This is a genomic window from Nocardiopsis mangrovi (genome assembly GCF_042653925.1).
In the GTDB taxonomy this organism is placed as follows: Bacteria; Actinomycetota; Actinomycetes; order Streptosporangiales; family Streptosporangiaceae; genus Nocardiopsis_B; species Nocardiopsis_B mangrovi.
In genome coordinates this window covers 21314-47263 of the sequence record NZ_JBHSFQ010000040.1, presented here as the reverse complement: position 1 = coordinate 47263, position 25950 = coordinate 21314, and the positions used below count along the sequence as shown (strand labels likewise).

The 25950-nt window shown below is 74.7% G+C and carries 23 protein-coding genes; 11 read left to right on the top strand and 12 right to left on the bottom strand.

Translation table 11 applies throughout. The features are described 5' to 3' along the window. The 7 genes from ACFO4E_RS27285 to ACFO4E_RS27255 form a co-directional block, all read left to right on the top strand. On the top strand, nt 1–274 hold a 274-nt coding region (locus ACFO4E_RS27285; protein ID WP_378579691.1), incomplete at its 5' end, for a YciI family protein. After that, nucleotides 271–1500: an RNA polymerase sigma factor gene (locus ACFO4E_RS27280; protein WP_378579689.1), complete on the top strand. Its 1230-nt coding sequence runs from the start codon at nt 271–273 to the stop codon at nt 1498–1500. The genes ACFO4E_RS27285 and ACFO4E_RS27280, both read left to right, overlap by 4 nt. Before the next feature lie 184 nt (nt 1501–1684). Next, on the top strand, nt 1685–2326 hold the full coding sequence (mftR, locus tag ACFO4E_RS27275) for a mycofactocin system transcriptional regulator (protein ID WP_378579687.1): 642 nt from the start codon (nt 1685–1687) through the stop codon (nt 2324–2326). A 312-nt stretch (nt 2327–2638) separates the two neighbouring features. Then, the gene (gene mftC / locus ACFO4E_RS27270) at nt 2639–3889 is read left to right on the top strand and encodes a mycofactocin radical SAM maturase (protein WP_378579685.1); all 1251 of its coding nucleotides are present in this window, start codon (nt 2639–2641) and stop codon (nt 3887–3889) included. A gap of 138 nt (nt 3890–4027) precedes the next feature. Beyond that, on the top strand, nt 4028–5266 hold the full coding sequence (gene mftD / locus ACFO4E_RS27265; protein ID WP_378579682.1) for a pre-mycofactocin synthase MftD: 1239 nt from the start codon (nt 4028–4030) through the stop codon (nt 5264–5266). A gap of 1 nt (nt 5267) precedes the next feature. Beyond that, nucleotides 5268–6056 carry a mycofactocin biosynthesis peptidyl-dipeptidase MftE gene (gene mftE / locus ACFO4E_RS27260; RefSeq protein WP_378579679.1) on the top strand — a complete coding sequence of 263 codons (789 nt, stop codon included), beginning with the start codon at nt 5268–5270 and terminating at the stop codon, nt 6054–6056. Nucleotides 6057–6603: 547 nt separating this feature from the next. Continuing rightward, nucleotides 6604–8307 carry a glycosyltransferase gene (locus ACFO4E_RS27255; RefSeq protein ID WP_378579675.1) on the top strand — a complete coding sequence of 568 codons (1704 nt, stop codon included), beginning with the start codon at nt 6604–6606 and terminating at the stop codon, nt 8305–8307. Between the two features lie 77 nt (nt 8308–8384). Here ACFO4E_RS27255 and ACFO4E_RS27250 read toward each other — a convergent pair whose 3' ends face one another. Genes ACFO4E_RS27250 through ACFO4E_RS27240 form a run of 3 tightly spaced genes read right to left on the bottom strand, consistent with a single transcriptional unit; the run spans nt 8385 to nt 12894 of the window. Beyond that, nucleotides 8385–10565, bottom strand: a complete 2181-nt coding sequence (locus ACFO4E_RS27250; RefSeq protein WP_378579672.1) for a tripartite tricarboxylate transporter permease — start codon at nt 10563–10565, stop codon at nt 8385–8387. A gap of 2 nt (nt 10566–10567) precedes the next feature. Further along, nucleotides 10568–11743, bottom strand: coding sequence for a hypothetical protein (locus tag ACFO4E_RS27245; protein ID WP_378579669.1), 1176 nt, complete (start codon nt 11741–11743; stop codon nt 10568–10570). Continuing rightward, nucleotides 11740–12894 carry a PrpF domain-containing protein gene (locus tag ACFO4E_RS27240; protein WP_378579666.1) on the bottom strand — a complete coding sequence of 385 codons (1155 nt, stop codon included), beginning with the start codon at nt 12892–12894 and terminating at the stop codon, nt 11740–11742. The genes ACFO4E_RS27245 and ACFO4E_RS27240 overlap by 4 nt, the downstream gene beginning before the upstream one ends. Nucleotides 12895–13043: 149 nt before the next feature. On the opposite strand from ACFO4E_RS27240, the gene ACFO4E_RS27235 reads away from it, so the two are divergent. After that, nucleotides 13044–13967: a LysR family transcriptional regulator gene (locus ACFO4E_RS27235; protein ID WP_378579664.1), complete on the top strand. Its 924-nt coding sequence runs from the start codon at nt 13044–13046 to the stop codon at nt 13965–13967. An 84-nt stretch (nt 13968–14051) separates the two neighbouring features. On the opposite strand, the gene ACFO4E_RS27230 is transcribed toward ACFO4E_RS27235, so the two are convergent. From ACFO4E_RS27230 to ACFO4E_RS27215, 4 genes are all read right to left on the bottom strand, one after another. Continuing rightward, nucleotides 14052–14963: a glycoside hydrolase family 16 protein gene (locus ACFO4E_RS27230; RefSeq protein ID WP_378579662.1), complete on the bottom strand. Its 912-nt coding sequence runs from the start codon at nt 14961–14963 to the stop codon at nt 14052–14054. A gap of 303 nt (nt 14964–15266) precedes the next feature. Beyond that, nucleotides 15267–15989: a sugar isomerase domain-containing protein gene (locus ACFO4E_RS27225; protein WP_378579660.1), complete on the bottom strand. Its 723-nt coding sequence runs from the start codon at nt 15987–15989 to the stop codon at nt 15267–15269. A gap of 29 nt (nt 15990–16018) precedes the next feature. Continuing rightward, a complete protein-coding gene (locus tag ACFO4E_RS27220) occupies nt 16019–16318 on the bottom strand; it encodes a PTS sugar transporter subunit IIB (RefSeq protein ID WP_378579658.1) in 300 nt (99 codons plus the stop codon). Continuing rightward, a complete protein-coding gene (locus tag ACFO4E_RS27215) occupies nt 16315–17796 on the bottom strand; it encodes a PTS transporter subunit IIC (RefSeq protein WP_378579656.1) in 1482 nt (493 codons plus the stop codon). Before ACFO4E_RS27215 ends, ACFO4E_RS27220 begins: the two co-directional genes overlap by 4 nt. A 288-nt stretch (nt 17797–18084) precedes the next feature. Here ACFO4E_RS27215 and ACFO4E_RS27210 point away from each other — a divergent pair, with 288 nt between their 5' ends. Further along, nucleotides 18085–18909: an ArsR/SmtB family transcription factor gene (locus ACFO4E_RS27210; protein ID WP_378579654.1), complete on the top strand. Its 825-nt coding sequence runs from the start codon at nt 18085–18087 to the stop codon at nt 18907–18909. 30 nt (nt 18910–18939) lie between these two features. On the opposite strand, the gene ACFO4E_RS27205 is transcribed toward ACFO4E_RS27210, so the two are convergent. The 5 genes from ACFO4E_RS27205 to ACFO4E_RS27185 all read right to left on the bottom strand — a co-directional run bounded on the left by ACFO4E_RS27205 (nt 18940) and on the right by ACFO4E_RS27185 (nt 23999). Next, the gene (locus tag ACFO4E_RS27205; RefSeq protein ID WP_378579652.1) at nt 18940–19941 is read right to left on the bottom strand and encodes an extracellular catalytic domain type 1 short-chain-length polyhydroxyalkanoate depolymerase; all 1002 of its coding nucleotides are present in this window, start codon (nt 19939–19941) and stop codon (nt 18940–18942) included. Nucleotides 19942–20223: 282 nt separating this feature from the next. Next, nucleotides 20224–20448, bottom strand: coding sequence for a hypothetical protein (locus ACFO4E_RS27200; RefSeq protein WP_378579650.1), 225 nt, complete (start codon nt 20446–20448; stop codon nt 20224–20226). 43 nt (nt 20449–20491) lie between these two features. Beyond that, on the bottom strand, nt 20492–21835 hold the full coding sequence (locus ACFO4E_RS27195) for a TRAP transporter large permease subunit (protein WP_378579648.1): 1344 nt from the start codon (nt 21833–21835) through the stop codon (nt 20492–20494). Nucleotides 21836–21933: 98 nt separating this feature from the next. Continuing rightward, nucleotides 21934–22815 (bottom strand): HpcH/HpaI aldolase/citrate lyase family protein, encoded by an 882-nt coding sequence (locus ACFO4E_RS27190; protein WP_378579646.1) that lies wholly within the window; start codon nt 22813–22815, stop codon nt 21934–21936. Further along, nucleotides 22812–23999, bottom strand: a complete 1188-nt coding sequence (locus ACFO4E_RS27185) for a CaiB/BaiF CoA transferase family protein (RefSeq protein ID WP_378579644.1) — start codon at nt 23997–23999, stop codon at nt 22812–22814. The genes ACFO4E_RS27190 and ACFO4E_RS27185 overlap by 4 nt, the downstream gene beginning before the upstream one ends. Nucleotides 24000–24116: 117 nt before the next feature. On the opposite strand from ACFO4E_RS27185, the gene ACFO4E_RS27180 reads away from it, so the two are divergent. Both ACFO4E_RS27180 and ACFO4E_RS27175 read left to right on the top strand, forming a co-directional pair. Then, complete coding sequence (locus tag ACFO4E_RS27180; RefSeq protein ID WP_378579642.1) at nt 24117–24845, top strand: GntR family transcriptional regulator; 729 nt, start codon at nt 24117–24119, stop codon at nt 24843–24845. A 188-nt stretch (nt 24846–25033) separates the two neighbouring features. After that, entirely contained in the window at nt 25034–25942 is a 909-nt protein-coding gene (locus ACFO4E_RS27175; protein ID WP_378579640.1) for a hypothetical protein, read from the top strand. Nucleotides 25943–25950: the final 8 nt, after the last annotated feature.

Here is a 25950-nt window from a genome sequence, read left to right as displayed (position 1 = left end):
CGCGGAGGAGGGGTGCGTCGTCGACTTCGCCGCTGAGGACCCCATCGTCACCGACGGTCCCTACGGCGAGACCCACGAGCTGTTCAACGGCTTCTGGATCATCCAGACCGCCGGCAGGGACGAGGCCATGCAGTGGGCGAAGCGGGCTCCGCTCGGGGCCGGCTCGAAGCTGGAGGTCCGCCGGGTCACCGACGAGAGCGACTTCGCGGACTTCTCCGACAACGAGTACGTCCAGAAGGAGCAGGGCTGGCGCGAACAGCTCGACCAGCAGTGAGCGACGAGACACGGCGCAGCGTCGAGGCGATCTGGCGCATCGAGGGCGCCCGCGTCGTCGCCACCGTCGCCCGGATGGTGGGCGACGTCGGCCTCGCCGAGGACCTCGCCCAGGACGCGCTCGCCGACGCGCTCTCCCAGTGGCCGGAGTCCGGCGTCCCGCGCAACGCGGGCGCCTGGCTCACGGCCGTGGCCAAGCGCCGGGCGATCGACGGCTGGCGCCGGCGCGAACGCCTCGACGAGCGGTACCGGACCATCGCCCGCGAACTGGAGGACACGGCGGAGGACGAGTGGGAGCCGATCGGCGACGACGTGCTCAAGCTCGTCTTCGCCGCCTGCCATCCGGTCCTCTCCCGCGAGGCGCAGGTGGCGCTGACACTGCGGATCGTCAGCGGTCTGACCAGCGATGAGATCGCGCGGATGTTCCTCGTGCCGGTGTCGACGATGCAGCAGCGCATCGTGCGCGCGAAGAAGACGCTCACCGCGGCCCGGGTGCCGTTCGAGGTGCCCGAGCCGCACGAGTGGGGCGGGCGCCTGGCCGGCGTGCTCGCGGTCGTCTACCTCGTCTTCACCGAGGGCTACGCCGCGACATCGGGAGACCGGTGGATCCGGCGGGACCTCGCCGACGAGGCGCTGCGGCTGGGCCGGATGGTGGCGGCGCTGACCCCGCGCGAGCCGGAGGCGCACAGCCTGGTCGCTCTCATGGAGCTCCAGGCGTCCCGCTTCGCGGCCCGGGAGAGTCCCGGCGGCGACCCGATTCTCCTCGCCGACCAGGACCGGGGCCGCTGGGACCGCGGCCAGATCACGCGGGGACGCGCGGCGCTCTCCCGCGCCGACGCGCTGGGCCGCGGCCGGGGGCCCTACGCGTTGCAGGCGGCGATCGCGGCCTGCCACGCGCGGGCGGTGAGCGTCGACGCGACCGACTGGGGGGAGATCGTCACCCTCTACGAGGCGCTGGAACAGCTCACGAGGAACCCTGTCGTGACGCTGAACCGCGCCGTCGCGGTGTCGAAGGCGGCGGGTCCGCAGGCCGCGCTGCGCATCGTCGACAAGGAGGTCGACGCCGGCAAGCTCCGCGGCTGGTACCTGCTGCCGAGCGTCCGCGGCGAACTGCTCGCCCAGCTCGGCCGGCCCGACGAGGCCCGCAAGGAGCTGCTCCGCGCCGCCGGCCTCACCGGCAACGAGCGTCAGCGGGCCGTCCTGTTGGAGAAGGCCGCCGCGTTGTGAGCCGCCACGCCGGCCGGAGACCCGTCGGACGGGATCCCGGCCGGCGCGGCAGCGGAAGCTTGTCCTCCCGGAGCGGGGCACGGGTCGGCGGACGCGCCCCGTCCCGGCCGCCCGCACGGCGATCGCGCCGAACGGCGGCCTCGGGGGACTCGCAGGTGGTGCCGGGGCGTGGCAGCCTGGGCCCGTGGGAACCGAGAGCGGGGTGGCGACCGGTGGACGGCCGGTCATGGGGCGGCCGCGGGTGACGTCGCGGGCCGTGCTGGAGCGGCTGGCGTTCGACCTGTTCGCACGGCAGGGGTTCGACGCGACCACGGTCGACGACATCGCAGCCGCGGCGGGAATCGGGCGGCGGACGCTCTTCCGCTACGTCGCCTCGAAGAACGATCTCGTGTGGGGCGATTTCGAGCAGCACCTGGGGAAGCTGCGGAGGCTGCTGGACGCGTCCGATCCGCGGGCTCCGATGACGGACGCGCTGCGCCGGGCCGTCGTGGAGTTCAACCGGTTCGACCCCCGCGAGGTGCCCTGGCATCGGCAGCGTATGGAGCTGATCCTGGGCGTGCCGACGCTCCAGGCCGACGCGACCCTGCGGTTCGCGTCGTGGCGGGCGGTCGTCGCCGGGTTCGTGGCGAAGCGAACGGGCATCGCGCCGTCCGCGATGGTGCCCCGGCTGGCCGGCCACGTCCTCCTCGGGGCCTCCCTCACCGCACACGAACTGTGGCTGGAGGGCGGCCCCGATGCCGACCTCTCCGCCCTGCTCGACACGGCGATCCGGCGGTCGGGCGCGGGGCTGGCCGCACTCCTGGAGGGCTCCGCCACCGCTCCATGACCGGCCACCGGAACGCGACCACCGTGCACGTGAGAAGGAGTGGGCGCGGGGCCGGTGCGGAGGCGGATATCCGTCCTCGGGGATCGGAACGCGCCCCGCGTCCCGCCCCGAGGAGGCTCCCGCCTCGCGCGCCCCTGTCGCAGGGCGGCCGGGAACCGCCGCGGCGCAGGGTCCGCCGCGCCATGGCGGCCGCGATCCCCGAGGGGTTTCTTTTGGCACTCGATGCATTTACGATCCCCTCATACTCCGGAGATGTGAACCACGTCTCACGGTCGTGACCGGTCGCCGCACTGCCCCCGCGGAGGAGACGCCATGACCACCACGACGCCAGAGGGCTCCGCCCCCGCGCCAGGAGCGCGGCTGGCCGATCTGTTCGAGCGCGGGCTCGCCGCCCCCATCTGCCTGACCTGGGAACTCACCTACGCCTGCAATCTCTCCTGCGCGCACTGCCTGTCCAGCTCGGGCCGACGCGACCCGCGCGAGCTGAGCACGGCCGAGGCCAAGGCCGTCATCGACGAGCTCCAGGCCATGCAGGTCTTCTACGTCAACATCGGCGGCGGCGAGCCGACCGTCCGTCCCGACTTCTGGGAACTCCTGGACTACGCCACCGCCCACCGCGTCGGCGTGAAGTTCTCCACCAACGGCGTCCGGATCACCCCGCAGGCCGCGCGGCGGCTCGCCGCCGACGACTACGTCGACGTCCAGATCTCGCTCGACGGCGCCACCGCGGAGGTCAACGACGCGCTCCGGGGTCCCGGCTCCTACGACACCGCCGTGCGCGCCATGCGCAACCTCGCCGACGCCGGCATGGCGAACTTCAAGCTGTCGGTCGTGTGCACCCGGCACAACATCCCGCAGATGGACGCCTTCAAGGCGCTCGCCGACACCTACGGGGCCCAACTGCGCCTGACCCGGCTGCGCCCCTCCGGCCGGGGCGCCGACGTCTGGGACGACCTGCACCCCGCCCCCGGCCAGCAGCGCGAGCTGTACGACTGGCTGGTCGCGCACGGCGAGAACGTGCTGACCGGGGACTCCTTCTTCCACCTCTCCGCCTACGGCCGGGCGCTGCCGGGGCTCAACCTGTGCGGAGCAGGCCGGGTGGTCTGCCTCATCGATCCGGTCGGTGACGTGTACGCCTGCCCCTTCGCGATCCACGACGACTTCCTCGCGGGCAGCGTGCGCGGCCCCGGCGGCTTCGCCCGGGTCTGGCGCGAGTCCGAGCTGTTCCGCGACCTGCGCGCGCCGCAGACCGGTGGCGCCTGCGCGTCGTGCACGTTCTACGACACCTGCAAGGGCGGCTGCATGGCCGCCAAGTTCTTCACCGGACTGCCGCTGGACGGCCCCGACCCCGAGTGCGTCCGCGGCCACGGCGAAGCGCTGCTGGCCGAGCGGCCCGCGGACCGGGCGGGGATCCCCGCCCCGTCGGCCGACCATTCCCACCGCACCGCTCGCGCCGCCCGGCGCGGCCCCGTCCCGGTGACGCTGACCCGCCACCGCCCTCCGGACCGGCCGCCGGTGAGCGCGTGCGCCGAAGACCCCCTGGCGGGGCTGCGCGCCCCCTGACCTGCGCCGGGTCGTTCCCGCCCCGTCGACCGGCCGCCACCGCTCCCCGTTCCCGGTCGGGTGCGGGCCCGCGGCGAGCACCCGACCCGCACCCGCCCGGCCCGGACCGGCCCGGCTACAGCCGAGGAGACTCCCCCCATGCGAAGGAACCCCTGGTTCGAGACCGTCGCCGAGGCACGGCGCCGGGCCGAGAAGCGGCTGCCGGGCATGGTCTACGGGGCGCTGGTCGCCGGCTCCGAGCGCGGCCGGACGATCGACGACAACCTCAAGGGCTTCGCCGACCTCGGCTTCGCCCCCCGCGTCGCCGGGCACCACGCGGAGCGCGACCTGTCCACCACGGTGATGGGGGTGAAGACGTCGATGCCCGTCCTCATCTCGCCCACCGGGGTCCAGGCCGTGGACCCCGACGGCGAGGTCGCAGTGGCGCGCGCCGCCGCCGGCCGCGGGGTCATCATGGGGCTGAGCTCCTTCGCGAGCAAGCCCGTGGAGGAGGTCGTGGCCGCCAACCCCGACGTCTTCTTCCAGATGTACTGGAGCGGCGACCGCGACACGATGGCGCGGCGTATGGAACGGGCCAGGAACGCCGGCGCCAAGGGGCTGATCGCGACGCTGGACTGGTCGTTCTCCAACGGCCGCGACTGGGGCAGCCCCGCCATCCCCGAGAAGGTCGACCTCCGCACGCTGCTGCGGCTGGCCCCCGGAGTCCTGCCGCGCCCCGGCTGGCTGTGGCGGTACGCCCGGACGGGCCGCGTCCCCGACCTCACGGTGCCCAACCTCCGGCCCCCGGGCGGCGCGGCCCCCACGTTCTTCGGGGCCTACGGCGAGTGGATGCGGACTCAGCCGCCCACCTGGGAGGACGTGGCGTGGCTGCGCGACGAGTGGGGCAGCGGCCCCTTCATGCTCAAGGGGGTCACCCGCGTGGACGACGCCAAGCGCGCCGTCGACGCGGGGGTGACGGCCCTGTCGGTCTCCAACCACGGCGGCAACAACCTGGACACGACGCCCGCGACGATCCGCGTGCTCCCGTCCATCGCGGAGGCGGTGGGCGGCCAGATCGAGGTCCTGCTCGACGGCGGGGTGCGGCGCGGCGGGGACGTCGCCAAGGCGCTCGCCCTGGGCGCGCGGGCCGTGCTCATCGGACGCGCCTACCTGTGGGGCCTGGCCGCCAACGGACAGGCCGGGGTGGAGAACGTCCTGGACATCCTGCGGGGCGGCCTCGATTCCGCCGTCCTCGGCCTGGGCCGCTCCTCCGTCCACGACCTGTGCCCCGACGACCTCGTCATCCCGCCGGGGTTCCGCCTGACCCTCGGCGGCGGTGCCGGCCCTCCGGGGCGCGGCTCGGCCCCCGGCGGTGGCGCCGACGCGCCGGAGAGCTGAGGTGCGGGGCGACGACCTCGTGGGCGACGGCGATCTGGCGGCGGCCGTATGGCCGTCGGTCCCTGAAGGCGCCCTCGTGCTGGTCCCCGTGGGGTCGACCGAGCAGCACGGGCCGCATCTGCCGCTGTCCACCGACAGCGTGATCGCCCGGGCCGTCGCCGAAGGCGCGGCCGAAGCCCTGACGGGCACTCCGGTCGGCCCGCCGCTGGTGGCGCCGGTGATCGCCTACGGCGCGAGCGGCGAGCACGCGGGCTTCCCCGGCACCGTCTCGATCGGCCGTGCGGCGTTGCACGCGGTGATCGTGGAGACCGCGCGCTCGCTGGCGCTGTGGGCCGGCCGTGTCGTCTTCGTCAATGGGCACGGGGGCAACGTGCCGACCCTCGACGCCGCGGTGGGCCGGCTGCGCTCGGAAGGGCACGACGCCGTCTGGACGGGCTGCGGCGTCCCGGACGGCGACGCGCACGCCGGCCGCACCGAGACCTCCGCCATGCTGCACGTTGCCCCGCGCCTGGTGCGGCCGTTCGCTTCGGTCGCCGGTGATCCCCGGCCACTGGCGGAGCTGATGCCCGACCTGGTCGCGCGGGGGGTCCGGGCGGTGTCGCCATCGGGCGTCCTCGGCGATCCGGCCGGAGCCTCAGCGGAACAGGGCCGCGCCATCATGGCGTCCATGGTGGCGTCGGTCGCGGACCGGATCGGCGTCGGACGCGCCGATGCCCGAGGCCGGCTCCTCGTCCGCGACGACACGGCCGGCACCGGCGAGACGGGCGACGCTGTCGGACCGACCGCATGACCCGCGACGGGTGGCGGACGGATATCCACCGGTGCCGGCGGTCCCGGATCCGGCCCGCCACGGCCCAGGCGCGTGCCCCACTGTCCTCGCCCCGTCACGGCGACCCGCCTCGCGCCGCCGCGCGTGCGGCGGGCTCCTGGCCGAGTGCGGCTTGCGCCGGTCCGGCCACGAGACCGCGGCGCGTGCCGGCGCGAACGCGAATTCGCACGTGTCCGCTCTGGACCGGCGCCGTCTCGTCCGCGGGATCGGCGGCGGGCGATGGTCACCGCCGTTGCTTTGGGGGCCGGTCTCGGCCGGGGTGTCGAGGGCGTCGGAGGAGCGCGTTTCGCGTGTGGGCGTGGTCGGGTCCCGGTGGGTGGCGGGGTCTCGGCCCTCTCTCCTGCACGGGGTTCCCCCTTCATCGCGCGGGGAGGGCCGCCGGCCGCGCGCGTCCGGCGGGGCCCGTCGCTCATCGGCGATGCGATGAAGGCGTGGGCCCGGCCCCTTGTGTGTTCGGTCCCGGACGGCATCGGTCGACCGTCCGTCCATTCTGAGAGTGAGGCCGGCGATGTCCCCGCACACCGAGAACGCCGCCTCCGCCCTCGGCGGCCCGCCGATCGGGCGGGGGGCCGCCGCGCTCCCGGCCGGGTTCCGTATCGCCCTCGACCCGGGCACGGCCTTCTGGTCCGGCGGGCGGATGGCCACCGGTGGAGCGCCCTGGGCGGTGGTCCGGTTCGGTGCGGCGGCCGGACCCGGGTTGGCCGCTCTGCGCCGGGCGGGCCCCCGGGGCGTGGCCGTCACCTCCGCCACCGCGCGGGCGCTGGCACGTCGGCTGCTCGACCGCGGGCTCGCCCATCCCGTGCCCGAATCGCGGCCCGGGCCCCACGACGTGACCGTCGTCGTTCCGGCGTTCGGGCGGGCCGGGGAACTCGACCGCTGCTTGGCGGCCGTCGAGGGCGCCCGGGTGATCGTCGTGGACGACGGGTCCCCCGACCCCGGGGAGCTGCGCCGTGTGGCGGCGGCACACGGCGCGCGCCTGGTGCGGCACCGCCGCAACCGCGGGCCGGCCGCCGCACGCAACACCGGTGCGCGACTGGCGGACACGCCCTTCGTGGCGTTCGTGGACTCCGACTGCCGCCCCGAGCCGGGGTGGCTGGACATCCTCATGCCCCGGTTCGACGACCCGATGGTCGCGGCCGTGGGTCCGCGCGTCGTGCCGCGGCCCGCCGGCCCCGACCCGACCGTGGTGACGCCCGCCATCCTGGGTGGTCGCGTCGCCGCGGCTGCGGATCCTCGCGACGTAGCCGCGAACCTGGTTCCCTCCGCTGCCGCGGTCACCGGTGACGGCCTGCTGGCGCGGTACGAGGCCGCGCGGTCCGCGCTGGACATGGGGTCCCGGCCGGCTCTGGTGCGCCCAGGGGCGAGGCTCGGCTTCGTGCCGACCGCGACCCTCGTCGTCCGGGTGGCGGCGGTGCGGGGGCTCGTCTTCGACGAGGCGCTGCGGCTGGGGGAGGACGTCGACTTCGTCTGGCGGCTCACGGACCGCGGTTGGCACGTGCGCTACGCGCCCGAGGCACGGGTGGCGCACACCGCCCGCCTGGAACCGGTGGCCTGGGCGCGGCGCCGTCACGAGTACGGCACTTCGGCGGCGGCGCTGGCCGACCGCCATCCCGGGCGGCTCGCGCCCGCCCGGCCGTCGGCGTGGAATCTCGCCGTACTGGCCTGCCTGGCCTCCGGCCGCCCGCTCCCCGCCGCGGCATGTGCCGCCCTGGCCACGGGACTGCTCGCCCGCGGCCTCCGCGGTTCGCCGGGGCGCTGGACGATGAGCGCTGCGATCGTCGGGCAGGGCGCCGTCGCCGACGCCGCGGCGATCGGCCACGCACTGCGCCGTGAATGGTGGCCCCTCGGCCTCCTCTGCCTGGCCGCGAGCGGGGCCAACGGCGCCGCCCGTGCCGGGGCCGCCGCGATGCTCGCCCCCGTCGCCGCCGAATGGCTGACCGACCGGCCCGCCGTCGACCTCATCCGCTATACCGCGCTCCGGCTCGTTGACGACCTCGCCTACGGCTCCGGTGTCACCGCCTCCGCCTGGCGGCACCGGTCCCCGGCCCCTCTGCTGCCGCGCGTCCGCCTTCCCCTCCCCGGTCGGCGCCGGCGACGCCTCGGCGCAGCGGGCCCGCCGGGTGGGGACAAGGGGCGGGGCGTGCCGGGGAGTCCGGCCCGCGAGGCGGGCGGGCCCCGCCGGAGCGGCGCGTCCACGGGGGCAGGCGCGTGACCTGATGCGGGGGCAGGGCCTTGGTGGGAGGCGGGGCGGCGCGGCCGACGGGGACAGGGTCGGCCGGGCCCGTGCGGTCACATCGGGAACAGCAGCCCGAGCGGCAGGTCGACCGGGAGCAGGGCCGGGAGGATGCCCACCACCGCCGCCGCCACCAGGGTGTAGGCCACGACGGTCCGGACCCGTGCCCGCGCCACGTAGAGCAGGAACGCCGGCACGAACAGCAGCAGCGCGGCGACGTACCCGCCGAGGGCGACGAGGACGAGGAACGCGGCCATCCAGGCGAAGGTGCGCCCTGCGACCGCGACCTCCCGTCGCCCCGCGGCGGCGGTGGCCTCCGGCCGCGCCGCCGCGGTCGCGGGCCCGCGCTCTGCCGCTGCGACCAGGACCTCCGACGTCGCGCCGGCGGGCGTCGCACCGGTGTCACCCCCGGGGACGACCCCACCGCCGATGGCGGACGTGTCCCCGGAGCCGGAACCGGGGCCGTCGTCGGTGCCGGGCGTGTCATCCGGGTTCCTGCGGCGGCCGGCCTCCTGCCATTCGCGCCACAGCAGCCAGGCCGACACGATGGTGCCCGCCGCGCAGATGAGGCGCGGTACCAGCCGGGCCTCCTCCGAGTACGTGCCCGCTACGAGGAAGGCGGCGGCGAAGAGCACCAGCGCGCCCGCGGCGGTGAGCAGTGACCACCGCGAATCCGCGAGCACGGCCTCGTCGCGGGGCTCGCGGGACTCCGCTGCGCCGGGGCCGGTCTCCCGGGCCCCGGCCTGCCCCGCCTGTGCGGCCCGCGTGGCCCGCCGGGTGCGCAGGGCGCGGATGGCGGCGAGGACGCAGGGCGCGGCCAGGATCGCGAGGAACACCAGGACCCAGGGGCGCGCCAGCCAGTCGAGGCCGTCGTAGACCTGGTCGGTGAGGAAGTAGTACCGCTCCAGCGGGATCGCCAGGACGAAGCCGATGAGGAACGGGGCGCGCGGGAAGCCGGTGGCCTTGAGCAGCCACCCCAGGACGCCGAGGGCCAGCATGACCCACAGGTCGCCGATCTGGCCGCTCTCCTGGAACGCCCCCAGCAGCATGATCACGACGAGCCCCGGGCCGAGCACCGCGAACGGCACCTCGGTCAGGCGCGCCAGCCAGCGCGTGCCCAGGAAGCACAACAGGGCGCCGAGCACGCTGGCGATGGCGAAGGACCACACGATAAGGTACATCAGGTCCAGGTGGTCGGTGACGATGGCCGGGCCGGGCTGGACGCCGTAGGTCAGCAGCATCCCGAGGAGCATCGCCGCGGGCACCCCGCCGGGGATGCCGAACAGGAGGGTGGGGATGAGGTCGCCGGCCTCGACGGAGTTGTTGGCGCTCTCCGGCCCCACGATGCCGCGCGGGTCGCCCTTGCCGAACCGGCGCTTGTCCTTGGCCGTTGCGACCGCCTGCCCGTAGGCGAGCCAGGTCCCGGCGGTCGCGCCGATGCCGGGAAGGATCCCCGCCCAGATTCCGATGAGGGCCCCGCGCAGGACGTGGGCCCAGTGGCCCGCCCATTCGCGGATCCCGGCGATCCAGCCGCCGCCCAGGCGGACCTCGTGGCCCGTCGTGCCGCGCTGGCCCACCCGGGAGGCGATCTCGGCCAGGCCGAAGACGCCCAGCGCCACGGCGACCAGGGAGAAGCCGTCGCCGAGGAACAGGCTGCCGAACGTGTAGCGGTACTCGGCGGTGGTCGGCGAGGTGCCCACCATGCCCAGGAGCAGGCCGAGGAAGCCGGCCACCAGCCCCTTGGCGACGTTGCCCCGGGACAGCACGGCGGCGAGTGCGACGCCGAGCACGGTGAGCATGAACAGCTCGGGGCTGCCGAAGGACGTCACCAGCGGCCCGGCCAGCGGGATGGCGACGGTCAGGCCGATGGCGCCGAGCAGGCCGCCGGCCATGGAGGACAGGAACGCCAGGCTCAGCGCCCGCGCGGCCTGCCCCTTGCGGGCCATGGCGTAGCCGTCGAGCATCGTGACGCTGGCCGACGCCGATCCCGGGGCGCCGAGGAGGACGGCGGCGACGGTGTCGGAGGTGTGCACCACGGCCAGCGCCCCGATCAGCAGCGCGAGCGCCTGGGGCGCCTCCATGCCGAAGGTGACCGGCATGAGGACGGCAACGGCCCCGGTGCCGCCGAGGCCGGGGATGAGCCCGATGACGAGGCCGGCGACGACCCCGGCGAGGAGCATCACCAGCAGGGACGGGTCGGCCAGCGAGGTGAGTGCGGCCAAGGCTGCTTCGCCCATGGTCAGACCTCCTCATCCAGTTCGACGCCGTAGCCGGTCTCCAGCAGCGTTACGAGGTAGTCGCGGACGGAGCCGTCCACGCTGTAGGTGTCGCGGGTGCGCTCCGCGATGTCGGGGCGGGCCTCCAGGGGGTATCCGCCCAGGACCTCGGCGGCCTCCTCCTCGAACCCGCTGTCCTGGCTCAGCTCGTGGGCCGACGACCGCAGCGCCTCTACGGCCTCCTCGGGGGTGTCCTGCGGCACCCACATGGCCTTCTGGTAGGTGTAGGTCACGCCGAGCATGGTGCGGTAGGCCTCGTAGGCCTCGCCGTCGGGCTCGGATCCGTGCAGGCGCTCGTAGACCTCGGGCACGGTCTCCAGGTCGGGGAAGTTGGGGTCGCGGACGACCTCGCCGTTCTCGTCGAGCTGCCCGAGCGACATCAGCGGCACCGCCGTGCCGTCCTCCAGCAGCGGCTCCACCGAGGGGGCCCACGCGGACGTGGTCTGGTAGTCCAGGTCGATCTCCCCCCGCTGGAGGGCGAGGTTGACGGGGCCGCGGCCCTCGAAGCCGAAGACCGCTGTGGTCTCGACGCCGAGCAGGTCGAAGGCGACCATCGTCGTCAGGTCGAGGCCGGTGGGGCTGATGCCGCCGAACCGCAGCGGTCGGTCGGGGTCGGCGAGGTCGTCGACCCCGTCGATGCCCGCTCCGGTGCGGCCGTAGACGGCGCCGCCGGTGCCGTTGACGACGATGGGGGTCAGCCTGTCGAAGTCGTAGCCGACCTCGGAGCGGCCCAGGACCCAGGGGACGACGGTGGTCGCCGTGCTGACCAGGACCTCGGTGCCGTCGGCGGGGGCCGACCGGGCGAAGTCGTTGGTGGCGATGATGCCCTCGCCCCCGCCGTCGTTGAGCGGCGAGAAACCGGGCTGTCCGGGGACCGTGCGCATGAGCTCCTGGCCGACGAAGCGCGCCCAGGTGTCGGTGCCGCCGCCTTCGGCGAGCGGGATGACGACCTCGACGGTCGCCCCGGCGAAGTCGCCGTCGGCGGTGGAGGCATGGCGGGTGAACAGCTCGCCGCCGGCCAGGGCGGCGAGGAGGGCGAGGGCGGAGAAGCCCCCCATGACGGCCATGGCCGTCCGCGGCTTCGGCGGGGCCGGCTCCGCGGGGGTCTGGACCGGGTCCCTTTCGAGGACGTCGCTCATCGGACGGCCACCTCCTCTGGCAGGTGGTGATCATCGTGCCCCGGTCCGGCCGCTGTGACCAGGGGTCCGGGGCCGGACTCCGCTTCGGGGAGCACCAGGGTGGCCTCGGCGAGCCGCCTGGTGGTGCGGGTGACGGCGACGGCGAGCCGCCCCTCGTGGTCGCCCGTCCGCGTCGTCACCGTGCCCGCCGGGGTGGCGAGCCGAAGGTCGGTGCCCGTGGCGGTGCCGACCAGCCGGTCGATCACCGTGCCCGGGGTGCGCGCCGCGAGGGTGAGGCCGACACTGCCGGTGATGGCGAGCGCCGGGTGCGCCCGGCCCATCGACAGCATCCGCACCGCCAGGTCGGCGCCGTCGTCGTGCGGCTCGGCCACCAGGGCGAGTTTGGGGACGGCGCGTTCCGCGGCGGCGGGCGAGTCGGCCAGGCCGATCGCGACGGCGGCGTGGCGGCGCAGCGCGTCGAGGCGCGCCGCCAGGCCGGGCCGCGCGTCGATCTCGGCCGGCGACTCGTCGCCGGCCAGGCCGGCCGCCCGCGCGGCGAGGACGACCAGGGGCGCGCCGGCGTCGACGATCGTCACCGGGAGGGTGCCGTCGCCGTCGGGCAGTTCGTCGATGTGGGCGCCGGTGGGGAACAGCTTGCCGGTGGTCCGGCCGGCCGGGTCCACGAACCACATCCGGACCGGTACGCCGGGGAAGGGGACGCCGGGGATCCACGCCGAGCCGCGCTCGTCGGGGATCCCGCCGGGGGTGGGCACCTCCTGCACGATCAGCTGGCCGGTGTTGGTGTTGCGCACCCGCACGGTGGTGGAGCCGTCGCGCGGCGCCACCCAGCCGCGGCGCACCGCGTAGAGGCCCGCCACCGACGAGCAGTTGCCGCAGTTGCTGCCCCAGTCGACCACCGCCTGATCGGTGCCGACCTGCGCGAACGTGTAGGCGACGTCCGCGTCGTCCTCCTCGGCCGGGGAGAGGATGACCGCCTTGCTGGTGGTCGAGGTCCCGCCGCCCACGCCGTCGACCTGGCGCGGGTCGGGGCTGCCGAACAAGCGGGGCAGCACGTCGTCGAGCGGGCGGCCCACGGCGGTGAGGTCCGCGCGATCGAAGACCCAGCACTTGCTCGTTCCGCCGCGCATCCACGTGGACGCGATTTCCGGCATGGACTTCCTCCCAGGTCGTGGCCGGTGCGTGGACCGGCGTGTGGCGTGCACCACGATCATGGGGGCGGAGCTATGTGTAGCACCATCACAAATGTCTTCATGGTCATGTAGCGATGCTTAACTGGTGCTCGGAGGAGGCGGTGTTTGGCGTGCTGGATGTACGGCGGCTCGTGTTGCTGGCGAAGGTGATCGAGACCGGTTCGGTGACAGCGGCGGCGGGGGAGGTGAACTACACGCCGTCGGCGGTGTCGCAGCAGCTGAGGCGGCTGGAGGCGGAGGTCGGGCAGCCGCTGCTGCAGCGGCTGGCGCGCGGCGTCGTGCCGACCGAGGCCGGCGAGGTGCTGGCGGCGCACGCCCGGCGGGTCGAGGCGCAGCTGGCCGCCGCGGAGGCCGACCTCGCGGAGGTGGCCGGGCTGCGCCGCGGGAGCGTGGCGATCGGCACCTTCCCCACCGTGGGCAGCTCCCTGCTGCCGCTGGTGGTGCGCCAGTTCAAGGCCGAGCACCCGCGCATCCGGATCAGCGTGCAGAGCGCGCGGCTGGACCTGCTGATGGACATGCTCTCCAGGGGCGAGGTGGGCCTGTCGCTGCTGTGGGACTACGAGTGGAACCGGCTGCCCGGCGACGAGTTCGAGCTGACCGACCTGCTGGAGGACCCGACCGTCCTGGTGGTCTCGGCCGACCACCGCGTCGCCGCGCGGAGCACCGTCACGATGGCCGAGCTCGCCGGCGAGGAGTGGATCGTCCGCGAATCCGACCACCCGGTGGCGGAGGTGCTCGAACGCAGCTGCCGGGCGGCGGGGTTCAAGCCGCGGATCGCGTTCCACGCCAACGACTACCAGGAGGCGCAGGCGATGGTCAGCGTGGGCCTCGGTATCGCGCTGGCGCCCCGGACGGCGGTCGCCAACCGCAACCCCGAGGTGCGCGTCGTGTCGGTCGGCAGCACCGCGCCGTCGCGGCGGGTGGTCGTGGCGCGTCGGCGCGACCGCGTGAGCGCGCCCAGCGAGAAGGAGATGCTGCGGGTCATGCGGGAGGTCGCGGCGGACTACCGGAGGTCCTTCGGCCCGAGCGCGTGACGCGGGCCGTTCGCGCGCGGGCGCGCCCGCCCCCGGCGGGGGCGGGCGCGCCGTGGTGCCGGTGATCCCGGAGGGGCGCCGGGATCAGCTGAGGTCGTAGACCCGCACGTAGTCGACCCGCATCTCCTGCGGGAAGCGGGTGGTGCTGTTCGGCGGACCCGGCCAGTTGCCGCCGACGGCGACGTTGAGGATCATGAAGAACGGGTGGTCGAAGACCCACCGGTTGCCGCCGACGCTGGCGCGGGTGAACGTCTGGTAGGCGACGCCGTCGACGAACCAGGTGACGGAATCCGGCCGCCACTCGACCGCGAAGGTGTGGTAGGTGTCGGTGAAGCCCCAGCCCTGCGGGTGCTGGTAGTAGCCGGTGAGCGGGTTGCCGCCGGAGTAGCCGGGGCCGTGCAGGCTGCCGTGGACGCGGTGTGGCTCGTGCCCGACGTTCTCCATGATGTCGATCTCGCCGCTGTTGGGCCAGCCGACCTGGCCGATGTCGTCGCCGAGCATCCAGAACGCCGGCCAGACGCCCTGGCCGGTGGGGATCTTGATCCGGGCCTCGAACCGGCCGTAGGCCTGCGTGAACTTGCCGGACGTGTTGAGGCGGCCCGAGGTGTACTGGCAGGTGCCGTAGTGGCACTGGTAGTTGGCCGGGTTGCCCTGGCGGGCGGTGATCACCAGGCTGCCGGAGCCGTCGAGGGCGATGTTGTCGCGCCTGTTGGTGTAGTACTGCAGTTCGTTGTTGCCGCCGCCGCTGCCGTTGACCTCGATCTGCCACTTGGACGGGTCGGGGCCGCTGCCCGCGGGCCCGTTGAACTCGTCGGACCAGACGAGGGCCGCCTGCGAGGGCGCGTCCGCGGATACGGGGGCGGCGGCCGGGGTCTCGGCCGCGCGCGCCTCGTGCATGTTGTAGGCCGCGACCCCGGTGGCCGCCAGGGCCGTGGCCAGCAGAGCGGCCAAGAGCCGGCGCGGCGTCCGCGCCGCGCGTGGTGTCGTCGTGTGCATCGTTCTCCCGGTCCGGGGGACGGCCGGTCCGCATGCGATCGCGGTCGCAGCGGGGTGACGGGCCGGCCGGTCGCCCTTCGGTAAGGCGGGCCGCGGCCTCGCTCCCTTCGCCGTGCTTGGGGGTGGGCTTAGGGGGGTCGGCCCGGCACGCGGTGATGACGGAAGATCACGATTCGTCACCCTTTGAATTGATAGGAGACTTTACTGTTTGGTCCGGGTCCGCGCAAGAGGCCCGTGTGCCGGGGCGCGCGGGCTCGCGCGGACCGGGTGCGGGGCGGGGCGCGGCGATCGGGCCGCCCCGGGTCAGCCCAGTTCCGGGATGCGGCCGGCGTAGCGGTGCAGCAGCGCCGCGTTCGCCGCGTCGCCGTCGGCGGTGTTGGACGAGCGCCACAGCGGCAGTTCCAGGCCGGCGTCGGCGGCCCGCCGGTGGAGCCGGGCGAGCAGCAGGTTCCACAGGAACCCGTTGGCCAGCGTGGACATGGCGGCGGTCACCGGCTCCCCGGGCGGGTAGGCCGCGTCGCCGGGGCGGACCAGGGTGTCGAGGACGTGGTCGGCCTCGGCGTCGAGCGTGCCGCCCGCCCGCCGCGGTGCTGCCGCGCTGCACGCCCGCGACGTCACCGCGACCACGGGCAGGCCGCGCCGGCGCGCCTCCCGTGCCAGTTCGACCGGGTAGGGGTTCACCCCGGACGTGGAGAAGACGGCCACGACGTCGTCCGGTCCGGGCGCGGTCTCGGCGAGGACCCGGGCGGCCAGCCCGCTCGTGCGCTCGGCGGCGGTGCTCGCCCGCGCGCCGTTCAGCGGCAGCAGCGCGGGGCGGAACAGCGGACGCACCGGCGCCAGCCCGCCGGCGCGGTAGAACGCCTCGCCGACACCGATCATCGAATGCCCCGCGCCGGCCGCCAGCAGCAGGCCCGTGCGCCGGACCAGGCGGTCCAGCAGCAGGTCGGCCACGCCGCCCAGCGCGTCCTCGTTGTGCTCCTCGACGTGTGCCAGGTGGCGGAGCATGTCCTGGCCGAATTCCGACATGGTGCTCGCTTTCCCTCGGTCGGCGCGGATCACAGCCAGCCGTGCTCGGTCAGCCGCTCCCGCAGGGCGCGCACCAGGGCGTCCCGGTCGAGGAAGTCGTGCACGGTCAGGACCAGCGGGGCGAGCCGGCCCAGTTCGGCGGTGTGCATCCCCTGCCCGATGACGATATCGGGGGACATGCCGCGGGCGGCGGTGATGTCGGTGCTCTCGACCCGTGCGCTCACCCCCAGCTCGCGCAGCGCCTCTTCGGCGGTCATCCGCAGGATCAGGCTCGACCCCATGCCCGCGCCGCACACGGCGAGGACGTGCAGGGGAAGGGTTCGGGTCACGGTGCGGGCTCCTCTGGGTGCGGGGACGGGGGGCGAGGACCAGGCGGGGTCTCGTCGGCCGGGCCTCCGGGGGCGGACGCGCGCCGGTCCGCCCGGCGCGCGCGGACGGCCGGCCAGGCCAGGACGGCGATGGTGACGGCGGCGGCGAGGGCGGGCGCCGCCCACACGCTCGGCACGAGGTGGCCCACCGCCAGCAGCAGCCACGCGATGACGTACCAGTCGGGATCGGCCAGCGTCGCCAGCTCGGGCGCGGTGGAGCCGAGCATGCCCCAGGTCAGCGCCTGTCCGGCGGCGAGCAGCACGCCGTTGAGCACCCCGCCGATGACGGCGCCGCGCCACCCGGCGACCGCGTTGCCGAACACGCCCCCCGCCCCGCCGCCGAAGAACAGCATGATCATGGGCGGGACCAGGGTGAACCACCCCGTTGCGGCGAAGGCGATCAGCAGCAGGAGGAAGGTCGCCGTACTCGCCGCGAAGCCGATCATGACGGCGGTCGGCGCGAAGGGGAACACCGTGGGGATGTCCAGCGCCGGCCGGGTGCCCGGCGCCAGCTTGTCGCCGATGCCCTTGAACGCGGGGACGATCTCGGCGAGGAACATCCGGACGCCGAAGAGCAGGACGGCGATGCCGGCCGCGAAGCGCAGCGCGGCCAGCACGCCCCAGGACCACACGCCCACGCTCGCGCCCTCCGCGGCGTTGTACTCGGCCACGATGCCGGCGAGGACGCGGTGGTCGGCGAAGGCCATGGCGGTCAGCAGGATGGCGCCGATGACCAGCGCGGTGCTCACGTTGACGTCGGTGAGGAAGGAGAGCCGGCGGGGCGGCGCGATCCGCTCGGTTCCGTGCCGGTCCGGGTCGCCGAAGGGGCGCGCGACCGCGGCGGTGAGCAGCGCCAGCGTCGATGTGGTGTGGCCGAACCCGAAATCGTCCTTGCCGGTGACCCGCCGCATGAGCGGGCGCATCCACAGCGGTTGCAGCGTCCAGTAGCAGGCGGCCAGAACGGAGCCCGCGAGGACGAGGGCCGCCTGCGGCACGTCGTCCCCGTACGCCTCGACCAGGCACGCCGTGATGAGGGCGCTCACCCAGAACATCAGGTGCCCGGTGAGGTAGACGTAGCGTGCCGCGCTGAAGGCGCGCACCAGCACGACGTGCAGGAGGAAGCCGAAGGTGGTGGTCAGCGCCACCGCGCCGCCGTGGGAGGCGAGGAAGCCGTCGAGGGAGTCGTCCGCTGCGGGCGGCGCGACCCCCACGGCGCTGGAGACGACCTGCTGGAAGGCCGACAGCCCGCCGGTGAACAGGTCGACGCCGACGAACAGGATGACGATGCCGAGCGCGGCGCGCAGCGTGCCGCCGACGACCTCTTCGAGGGGTTTGCGCTGGAGGACGAGCCCGAGCAGGGTGATCAGGCCGATGAGGATGGCGACCTGGCCGAACACGTTGTCGGCCACCCAGATCAGGGCGTGTTCCGTGGACGGCATGGTGCCACCTCGGCGGGTCGGGGGCGCCGGGCGGCGGGGCCGCCCCGCGGGGGCGCCGGAGGGGGACCGGTGCCCTCCACCTGATCACAGTCCACCTACGCGCCCCGCGTCAAGACCTCGCGGCGGCCCCCTGTATCCGTCGCCCCCCGGCCCCGAGGAGAGGGGGCGCGAGTGGGCGGGCCGGCCTCCGGGCGCGGACACGCGGGCGCCGGCCGGTCGTTGACATGCAGCCTCACGGCTGCCTATTGTGCACATGCAGCCGTACGGCTGCGTATGTGGAGGTGCGGGATGGACGAGGTGTTCAAGGCGCTGGCCGATCCCAGCCGCAGGCGGCTGCTCGACAGCCTGAACACCCGCAACGGACAGAGCCTGCGGGAACTGTGCGCCGGCCTGGACATGGCGCGGCAGTCCGTCAGCAAGCACCTGGCGCTTCTGGAGGCGGCCGGCCTGGTGACCACGGCGCGGCGCGGGCGCGAGAAGCTGCACTTCCTCGACGCCGCGCCGATCAACGCCATAGCCGACCGGTGGATCCGGCGCTACGACCGCGAGCGCGCGACCGCGCTCGCCGACCTGAAGACGGCATTGGAGCAGACCGACATGAGCGGCGACGACGCGTTCGTCTACACGACCTACATCAGGACGACACCCGAACGCCTCTGGCAGGCCCTGACCGACCCGGCGTTCACCGCCCGCTACTGGGGGGTGTCCTTCGACACGGACTGGGCGGTGGGATCGCCCGTCACCTGGCGGGAGGCCGGGGGGACCGTCGCCGACCCCGCCCAGGTGGTCCTCGAATCGGTGCCGGGGCGCCGGCTGTCCTACACCTGGCACACCTTCACGCCGGAGTGGGCCGAGGCCGTCGGTGTGAACGCCGACGTGCTCGCGGAGCTGGCCGGCGAACGCAGGTCGAAGGTGACGTTCGATATCGAGCCCCTCGACGGGCAGGTCAAGCTCACCGTCGTGCACGACGACTTCGAGCCCGGCGGCACCCTGCGCACGATGGTCGGCCAGGGCTGGCCGCACCTGCTGTCCGGCCTCAAGACCCTGCTGGAGACCGGCGAACCGCTGCCGGACCCGGCCGCCGAGCCCGGCCCGGCCGGCCCGGGGGACTGACCCGCGGGCGGCCGGGGGCCGGGCGGCGCCTCATCCGACGAGGCCCCAGGACCGGGCGGTGTGATAGGTGGAGCAGATGCTGTCCAGGAAGTAGGCGGCGGCGGTGCCGCACTGGTCGGCACCGGATCCCGGGTCGACCGGCGTCCCGTGTCCCAGGCCGGCGATCAGGTACGTCGTGACGGCCGGGGTGCCGGACGCGTCGGCGTACTCCTCCACCGTGGTGCCGCCGGGCAGGCTCCGGGTCGAGGTCGGGGTCGGGGGCAGCCCCCAGACATCCGTCCACTGGTCGCGGGACTCGCGGGCGTTGGCGGGGACCACGGTCGTGTCCGCGGTGCCGTGCCAGACGGAGACGCGCGGCCACGGCCCGGTGTAGCCGGGGTTCTTGCCGCGGACCGCGTCGCCCCATTGCGCGGGCGTCCGGTCGCGTCCGGGGCTCTGGCAGGTGAACGCGGACAGGAGATCAGCGGCACAGCCGGCGGGCAGCCCGGCGACGACGGCGCCGCCCGCGAAGGCGGCGGGGTAGGCCGAGAGCAGCTCCGAGGTCATGGCGCCGCCCGCGGACAGGCCGGACACGTAGGTCCGGCGCGGATCCGCGCCGTAGGCGGCCTGCGCGTGGTCGACCATCTGCTTGACCGACAGCGCTTCGCCCGCGCCCGGGGCGGTGTCGCGCGGCTGGAACCAGTTGAAGCAGCGGGAGGCGTTGTTCGCCGTGCGCTGCTCGGCGTAGACGAGGACGATCCCGGCGGCGTCGGCGTACTTCTGCCAGCCGGAGTTGGCGTGGTAGCCGGCCGCGGTCTGGGTGCAGCCGTGGAGCAGGACGACGAGGGGCGCGCCGCTCCCGGCGCTGTCGGGCACGTAGGAGAACATCCGCAGCGCTCCGGGGTTGGTCCCGAAACCCGTCACCTCGGTGAGCGCGGCGGCCCTGGCCGGCGGCGCGAGCGCGGTGGCGGCGCACAGGAGCGCGACGAGCAGGGCGAGCAGGGTGCGGGTGCGGGTCGGCAGCGGAGAGCGGATGCGGGGTACGGACGGCATGGGGGGCCTCCGGAACGTGGGGGCGTGCGGCTTCGCCGGAGACGGCCGCCTCCCCCGGAGCGGCGGTCCGGTGGGCGCCGCGGGCCCGGAGGGGAGGCGATGTCCGGCGTGGGCATGAGGAACATACGAAAAACGTGACGCGTTTCACGCGTGTTCGGCCGCCACAATTCGCGGTGCCCGTGTGTGGCCGGCATCCATGGCGGGCCCCCGGTGCAGGACCGACTCCGCCGGACGCCCGGCGGCCGACCGCCGCCGGGCGTCACCGGGTCCTACACCCCCCGGTCAGTCGCCGCTCTCCCACTTCTCCAGGTAGGAGCGGATGAACGCGATGATGCCGGTGACGCCGGCCGCCGTGTAGACGGCCGGGCCGATGGTCTCCGCGGCGGAGACCACCGCCGGCCCCGCGCCGGCGGCCAGCGCCGCGGCCTGCGCCAGGACGAGGGCGAATCCGCCGATGAGGAACAGGCCGAGCCCGATCCGGAACGCGATGTCGAGTGCTTTGGTCATGGTCAACCCCTGGGGTTCGTCGTGCGGGCGGACGGGACGGCGGTCAGCCGGGGATCGGGAGGAAGCCGACCGCGACGAGCGCGCCGATCAGCAGGGTCGGCAGCACGTACCACAGCAGCAGCGGGACGAAGGTGCGGGCGGGGTCGACCCCCGCGATGCCGCTGGCGATGTAGATCGGGGCCGCACCGGGGGGCGAGGCGCCCTCGGTCGAGGCGAACAGCAGCACCACGACGGCGGCGACCGTCGGGGAGACCCCCGCGGCGACGAGTGCGGTGAAGGCCACCGAGCCCACCGCCACCATGGTCGCCGTGGCGGTCAGCGGCGCCGCGGCGGCCAGGACGATCACGCCGACGATGAGGGCCAGCACGAAGACGGGCGCCTCGATCATGGCGAGCAGGGCGCTCAGCTGGTCGCCCATGCCCAGTTCGCCGAGCACGGTGGAGGCGGCGAAGGCGAAGAACAGCACGGCGCCGATCACGCCGAACTTGGGACCGGCCGCACCGAGCAGCCCCCACCAGCCGCGCGCGCCGCGCGGCAGGTTCTTGCGGCCGACGAGCAGCGTGACCAGGATGATCAGCACCGGGATCCAGGTGATGATGCTGATCGCCTCCATCGTCCCGGCCCCGGCGTAGGAGTCCAGCCCCGATGCGATGGCACCGGTCGTCAGCACGACGGGGACCGCGATGCCGAGGAAGATGAGCAGCGAGTGCCAGCCCGCGGCGAAGGTGCGCCGCAGCGGCAGGACGTGCTCGGCGTCGACCGAGCCGATTCCGTATCGGCGCACGAGCACCCAGGTCAGCAAGAGGCGGTAGAGCACCAGCCACGCACCGCCGACGAACAGGGAGAGGAACAGCTCCTCGGCCGATACCAGCGCGCTCACCGCGCCCATCCCGGTGAGGATGAACAGCGAGGAGCTGGGCGGGATGGCGATCCCCAGCCCGGCGTTGCCCGCCACCATGGTGGCGGCCAGGCGCGGTTCGATGTTGGCGCGCATCATCCAGGGGATGGTGATGGTGCCGACCGTGGCGGCGTTGCCCGAGCCCGACCCGGAGATCGTGCCGAAGAGCGCGGAGGCGAGGGTCGAGACGTAGGCGGGTCCGCCGCGCATCCGGCCGAGCATCGAGTTGAGCATGTCGACCAGCCGGTCGACCAGCCCCGTCCGGCTGAGCAGGAAGCCCATGAAGACGAACGCGGAGGCGGCGAAGACGACCTCCTCGGTCGCCGCGGAGGCGATCCCCGCCCAGATGAGGCCGGGGGCGTCGGTGCCGCCGAAGAGGGCGACCACGATGAATCCGAGGAGCATCGCCTCGCCGATGCCGCGTTTGACGACGACGTTCCACACGATGATGACGCTGATGTAGGCGACGAACGCCCAGAGGCCGATCATGGTTCTCCTAATCCCGTCAGCCGGGGGAGGGTGTCGGGGCGGGGCCCCTGGAGGGGCCCGGTGCGCGCGGTGCGCGCCCGGGCGGGGAGCCGGAGGCGCTAGAGGGCGTCCCGGCCGAGCTGGTCGGCGAGCGCGAGCGTGCGCAGCGCCGACGCGACAATGGGGGCGTCGATGAAGCGGCCGTCGGGGAGGGCGATGGCGCCGGCCCCGTCGGCCGCCTGCCCCTCGGTGGCGGCGACGACCTCGCGGGCGCGGGCGACGTCGCCGCTCGTGGGGGTGAACGCGCGCCGGATCACGGGGATCTGCCGCGGGTGGATGGCGGTCCGGCCGAACATGCCCAGGTCGCGGCCTGCCCGGCATGACGCCAGCAGGCCCTCGGTGTCGGCGACGTCGACGTAGGCCGCCATCGCCGGGGCGGGCAGCCCCGCCGCCGCGGCGGCCAGCACGATCCGCGAGCGCAGCCAGCCGTAGGCCCCGTCGCCGCGCAGCCCGAGGCCGGCGCCGAGGTCGGCCTCACCCAGCGCCAGCGCTTCGGCGCGGGGGTGGGCGGCGATCGCCGCCGCGTTCTCCACCCCCGCCGCGCTCTCCAGCAGGCAGTGCACGGGGGTGGCGGCGCCCACGTGTGCGACGACGGCGTCGACGTCGTCGGGGGAGTCGACCTTGGGCACCCGGACCGCGTCGGGAGCGGGGACCCCGGCCAGGGCGTCGAGGTCGCGGCCCCCGTGCCGGCCGCGTGGCGCGTTGATGCGGACGTGCACCTGCGGGGCGGGCCGGCCGGTGGTGCCGGGCTCCCGGTCCGCGCGCTCGGCGAGGAACCGCGCGATGTTGGCGCGCGCGGCGCCCTTGGCCCCGGCCAGAACGGCGTCCTCCAGGTCGAGGATGACGGCGTCGGCGCCGGCGGCGATCGCCTTCTCGAAGCGGTCCGGCCGGTCGCCGGGGACGTAGAGCCAGGTGACGATCGGTGCGGCGGCCGCACTCATGCGACCACCCCCGCGGCGCGCAGCCGGGCGATGTCGCCGGGCGTGTAGCCGAGGCCGCCGAGGACCTCTTCGCTGTGCGCGCCCATGGGCGGCCCGGCCCAGCGGATCTCGCCCGGGGTCTCCGACAGCCGGAACGGCACGTTCTGCATGGCGACGGTGCCCAGCTCCTCATCGGGGATGTGGACGATGGAGCCGAGCGCGGCGTACTGCGGGTCGGTGCTGATGTCGCGGACGTCGTAGATGGGGGCGATGGCCGCCTGGGCCTGCTCGAAGGCGTCGATCACCTCTTCGGCGTCGCGCTCGGCGATCCAGCCGCCCACCGCGGCGTCGAGTTCGTCGGCGTGCTCGGCGCGGCTGCGCCCCGACGCGAACCACGGCTCATCGACGAGATCGGGCCGGCCCACGAGGCGCACCACGCGCTCGGCGACGGACTGGGCGCTGGTGGAGATGGCGAGCCAGCGGCCGTCGCGGGTGCGGTAGATGTTGCGCGGTGCGTTGCTGGAGGACCGGTTGCCGGTCCGCTGGGGGACGGTGCCGAGGGCGTGGAACGCGGTGATCTGCGGGCCGAGGACGGTGAGGATCGGCTCGATGATCGCGAGGTCCACCACCTGTCCGCGCCCGGTCTGCTCGCGGGCCTGGAGGGCGACCATCACCGCGTAGGCGACGGCGAGGGCGGCGATCCCGTCGGCGAGGGCGAGCGGGGGCAGGGTCGGCGGGCCGTCGGGTTCGCCGGTCATGGCGGCGAAGCCGCTCATCGCCTCGGCAAGGGTGCCGAAACCGGGGCGGCCGGACATGGGCCCCTCCTGCCCGAAGCCCGTGACGCGGGCGATCACCAGCCGGGGGTTGGCCTCCCACAGGCGCTCGGGGGAGAGGTTCCACCGCTCCAGGGTCCCGGGGCGGAAGTTCTCGATCAGCACGTCGGCGTCGGCGAGCATCCGCAGCGCGACCTCCTGGCCCTCGGGGGCCGAGAAGTCGACGGCGGTGACGCGCTTGTTGCGCGCCAGCATCTTCCACCACAGGCCGATCCCGTCCTTGGCCTGCCCGTGGCCGCGCGCAGGGTCGCCGCGGCGCGGATGCTCGACCTTGACCACGTCGGCGCCGAAGTCGCCGAGGTAGGTGGCCGCCATGGGGCCGGCGAACAGGGTCGCCGCGTCGACGACCCGAATGTTTCCGAGCGGTTTCATAGGCTGCATCTTATAAAGTATGCAATCTTGGTCAACCCCCCGTGTGACCCGGATCGCAGGTCCCGCTCCTCTAGACTGGCGGCGCACACCGCGAGACAACCGCTAGGAGACCGGCCGTTGGCTGCCCGCAGGACCAGCAGTCCGGGAGCATCGGGGAACGTCCACCTCCCGCCGGCCAGCAAGGCGGACTACGTCCACGCGACCCTGCGCCAGGAGATCCTGAACGGGGCGCTGCCTCCCGGCAGCGCCATCGGCCAGGAGGACATCGCCACCCGGCTCGGCGTCTCCATCACCCCGGTGCGCGAGGCGCTGCGCCGCCTGGAGAGCGACGGCCTGATCTCCTACCGGGCGCACCACGGCGCGACCGTCTCCGAACTCCGCGCCGACGCCGCCGAGGAGCTGTACCTGCTGCGCGCCGCCGTCGAAGGGCTCACCGCGCGGCTCGCCGCCTCCCGGATCACCGAGCGGCAGCTCGGCGGTCTGCGCGAGGTGCACGAGCGCATGCTCGCCGCCGATCCGCACGCAGACGGCCGCGATCTCGCCGAGGACAGCCGCCTGTTCCACCAGACCGTCGCCGAGATCGGCGGCCCCGCGTTCCTCGCCGCGCACGTGGCGTCGATCCGGCAGAACAACCCGGTGCCGCTGTCGGTCTCGCTGTGGAACGACCCGGACAACGCGCGCCGCTTCCTCGACGCGCACGACCGGCTGCTGCGCGCCCTCGCGGAGCGCGATGCGGCCGCCGCCGAGCGGATCATGGCCGAGCACATCAGCGCCGGCGCCGCCGCCCGCACCGCCGCCGGCCAGGCCCCGCCCGGGCCGCCCGCCCCCGGGGCCGCGGGGGAGTGACCCGGCGCCGCCCGGCCGAGTGGTCGTGCGGCGTGCGAGCATGGGGCGGCCCGCCCGTCCGTCCGCCGGTCGGCGCGTAATCCGGTGGTGTGCCGGGGCCGTGCGGGTTAGGGTCGGCGCGCGCGGCACCCCCGCCGCCGCGAAGACCCGGATCCGGCCGCGTCCGGACCCCTGGAGACGGAGCCGCCGTGTCCCGCCCCGATGAACGCCCCGCGGAGCTCCCCCGCCCGATCGACGTGCGCGTCGACCACAGCGAGGGCAGCGGCGCCGACCGCGTCCGGGTCCGGTTCGACATCGCCTTCGAACCGCTGCCGGCGAACGTGCGCGACGACTTCGCGTTCGCCGCGCGCCTCCCGGCCTCGGACCCGGCGCCGCCCGAGTGGCGCGCGCGCAGGCTGGGCTCGGAACTGGACCGCGAGTGGGAGACCGCGTGCTGGGCGGCCGGCCCGAAGCGCGGGCGTCCGGTGCGCACGCGTGCCGTGCTGCGCCGCTTGGAGTGGGACGCCGCCGACCCCGATCCTGATGCCGACGCCCTGACCCGGGTGCTCGACCAGGCGGCCGCCCTCGCCGCACGGGAGGCGCACCGGGCGCTCACCGAGGGGGACGGGCCCCGGGCCGTCGGCCGCAATGCCCTGCCCCGACCACCCGCTCTTCCGCGCGCGGTGCCCGGGGTGTACGTCCGCCACATCATGCAGACGGGCTGCCCCGGCTACTTCGCCATGGTGTGGGCCGACGCCGAGCCGCTGCCCGGTGACGCGGCGGAGGACATCGCCTTCACCGACGACCTGCCCGCCCGCCCCGCGGACGGCCGGGAACCGCTGCCGCCCGAGTTCACCGCGGCGTTCGGCACCGGTGTCCGCGACGCGCTGGCGCTGCGCGGCGGCGGCCGATCGCCGTTCGCCGTACACGTGGTGCTGCGCGATGCCCTATGGCACGAGGTCGACTCCAATGAGTACGCGTTCCGGGCCGCGGGCCGGCTGGCCGCGAAGGAGATCCTCGACTGCGTCGCCGAGGGCCGTGCCCCGCGCCCGGTCGGCCGCGGATCAGGGCGCCTGACCGCGGTTCCGCCCATGCCGCGGACACGGACGGCCCGCTGACCCGGCCG

Excerpts from the sequence above, each read along its gene's own strand:
- mftC (WP_378579685.1), top strand. The coding sequence starts at position 2,639 with ATGACCACCACGACGCCAGAGGGCTCCGCCCCCGCGCCAGGAGCGCGG.
- mftD (WP_378579682.1), top strand. The coding sequence starts at position 4,028 with ATGCGAAGGAACCCCTGGTTCGAGACCGTCGCCGAGGCACGGCGCCGG.
- ACFO4E_RS27255 (WP_378579675.1), top strand. The coding sequence starts at position 6,604 with ATGTCCCCGCACACCGAGAACGCCGCCTCCGCCCTCGGCGGCCCGCCG.
- ACFO4E_RS27250 (WP_378579672.1), bottom strand. The coding sequence starts at position 10,565 with ATGGGCGAAGCAGCCTTGGCCGCACTCACCTCGCTGGCCGACCCGTCC.
- ACFO4E_RS27245 (WP_378579669.1), bottom strand. The coding sequence starts at position 11,743 with ATGAGCGACGTCCTCGAAAGGGACCCGGTCCAGACCCCCGCGGAGCCG.
- ACFO4E_RS27240 (WP_378579666.1), bottom strand. The coding sequence starts at position 12,894 with ATGCCGGAAATCGCGTCCACGTGGATGCGCGGCGGAACGAGCAAGTGC.
- ACFO4E_RS27230 (WP_378579662.1), bottom strand. The coding sequence starts at position 14,963 with ATGCACACGACGACACCACGCGCGGCGCGGACGCCGCGCCGGCTCTTG.
- ACFO4E_RS27225 (WP_378579660.1), bottom strand. The coding sequence starts at position 15,989 with ATGTCGGAATTCGGCCAGGACATGCTCCGCCACCTGGCACACGTCGAG.
- ACFO4E_RS27215 (WP_378579656.1), bottom strand. The coding sequence starts at position 17,796 with ATGCCGTCCACGGAACACGCCCTGATCTGGGTGGCCGACAACGTGTTC.
- ACFO4E_RS27210 (WP_378579654.1), top strand. The coding sequence starts at position 18,085 with ATGGACGAGGTGTTCAAGGCGCTGGCCGATCCCAGCCGCAGGCGGCTG.
- ACFO4E_RS27205 (WP_378579652.1), bottom strand. The coding sequence starts at position 19,941 with ATGCCGTCCGTACCCCGCATCCGCTCTCCGCTGCCGACCCGCACCCGC.
- ACFO4E_RS27200 (WP_378579650.1), bottom strand. The coding sequence starts at position 20,448 with ATGACCAAAGCACTCGACATCGCGTTCCGGATCGGGCTCGGCCTGTTC.
- ACFO4E_RS27195 (WP_378579648.1), bottom strand. The coding sequence starts at position 21,835 with ATGATCGGCCTCTGGGCGTTCGTCGCCTACATCAGCGTCATCATCGTG.
- ACFO4E_RS27190 (WP_378579646.1), bottom strand. The coding sequence starts at position 22,815 with ATGAGTGCGGCCGCCGCACCGATCGTCACCTGGCTCTACGTCCCCGGC.
- ACFO4E_RS27185 (WP_378579644.1), bottom strand. The coding sequence starts at position 23,999 with ATGAAACCGCTCGGAAACATTCGGGTCGTCGACGCGGCGACCCTGTTC.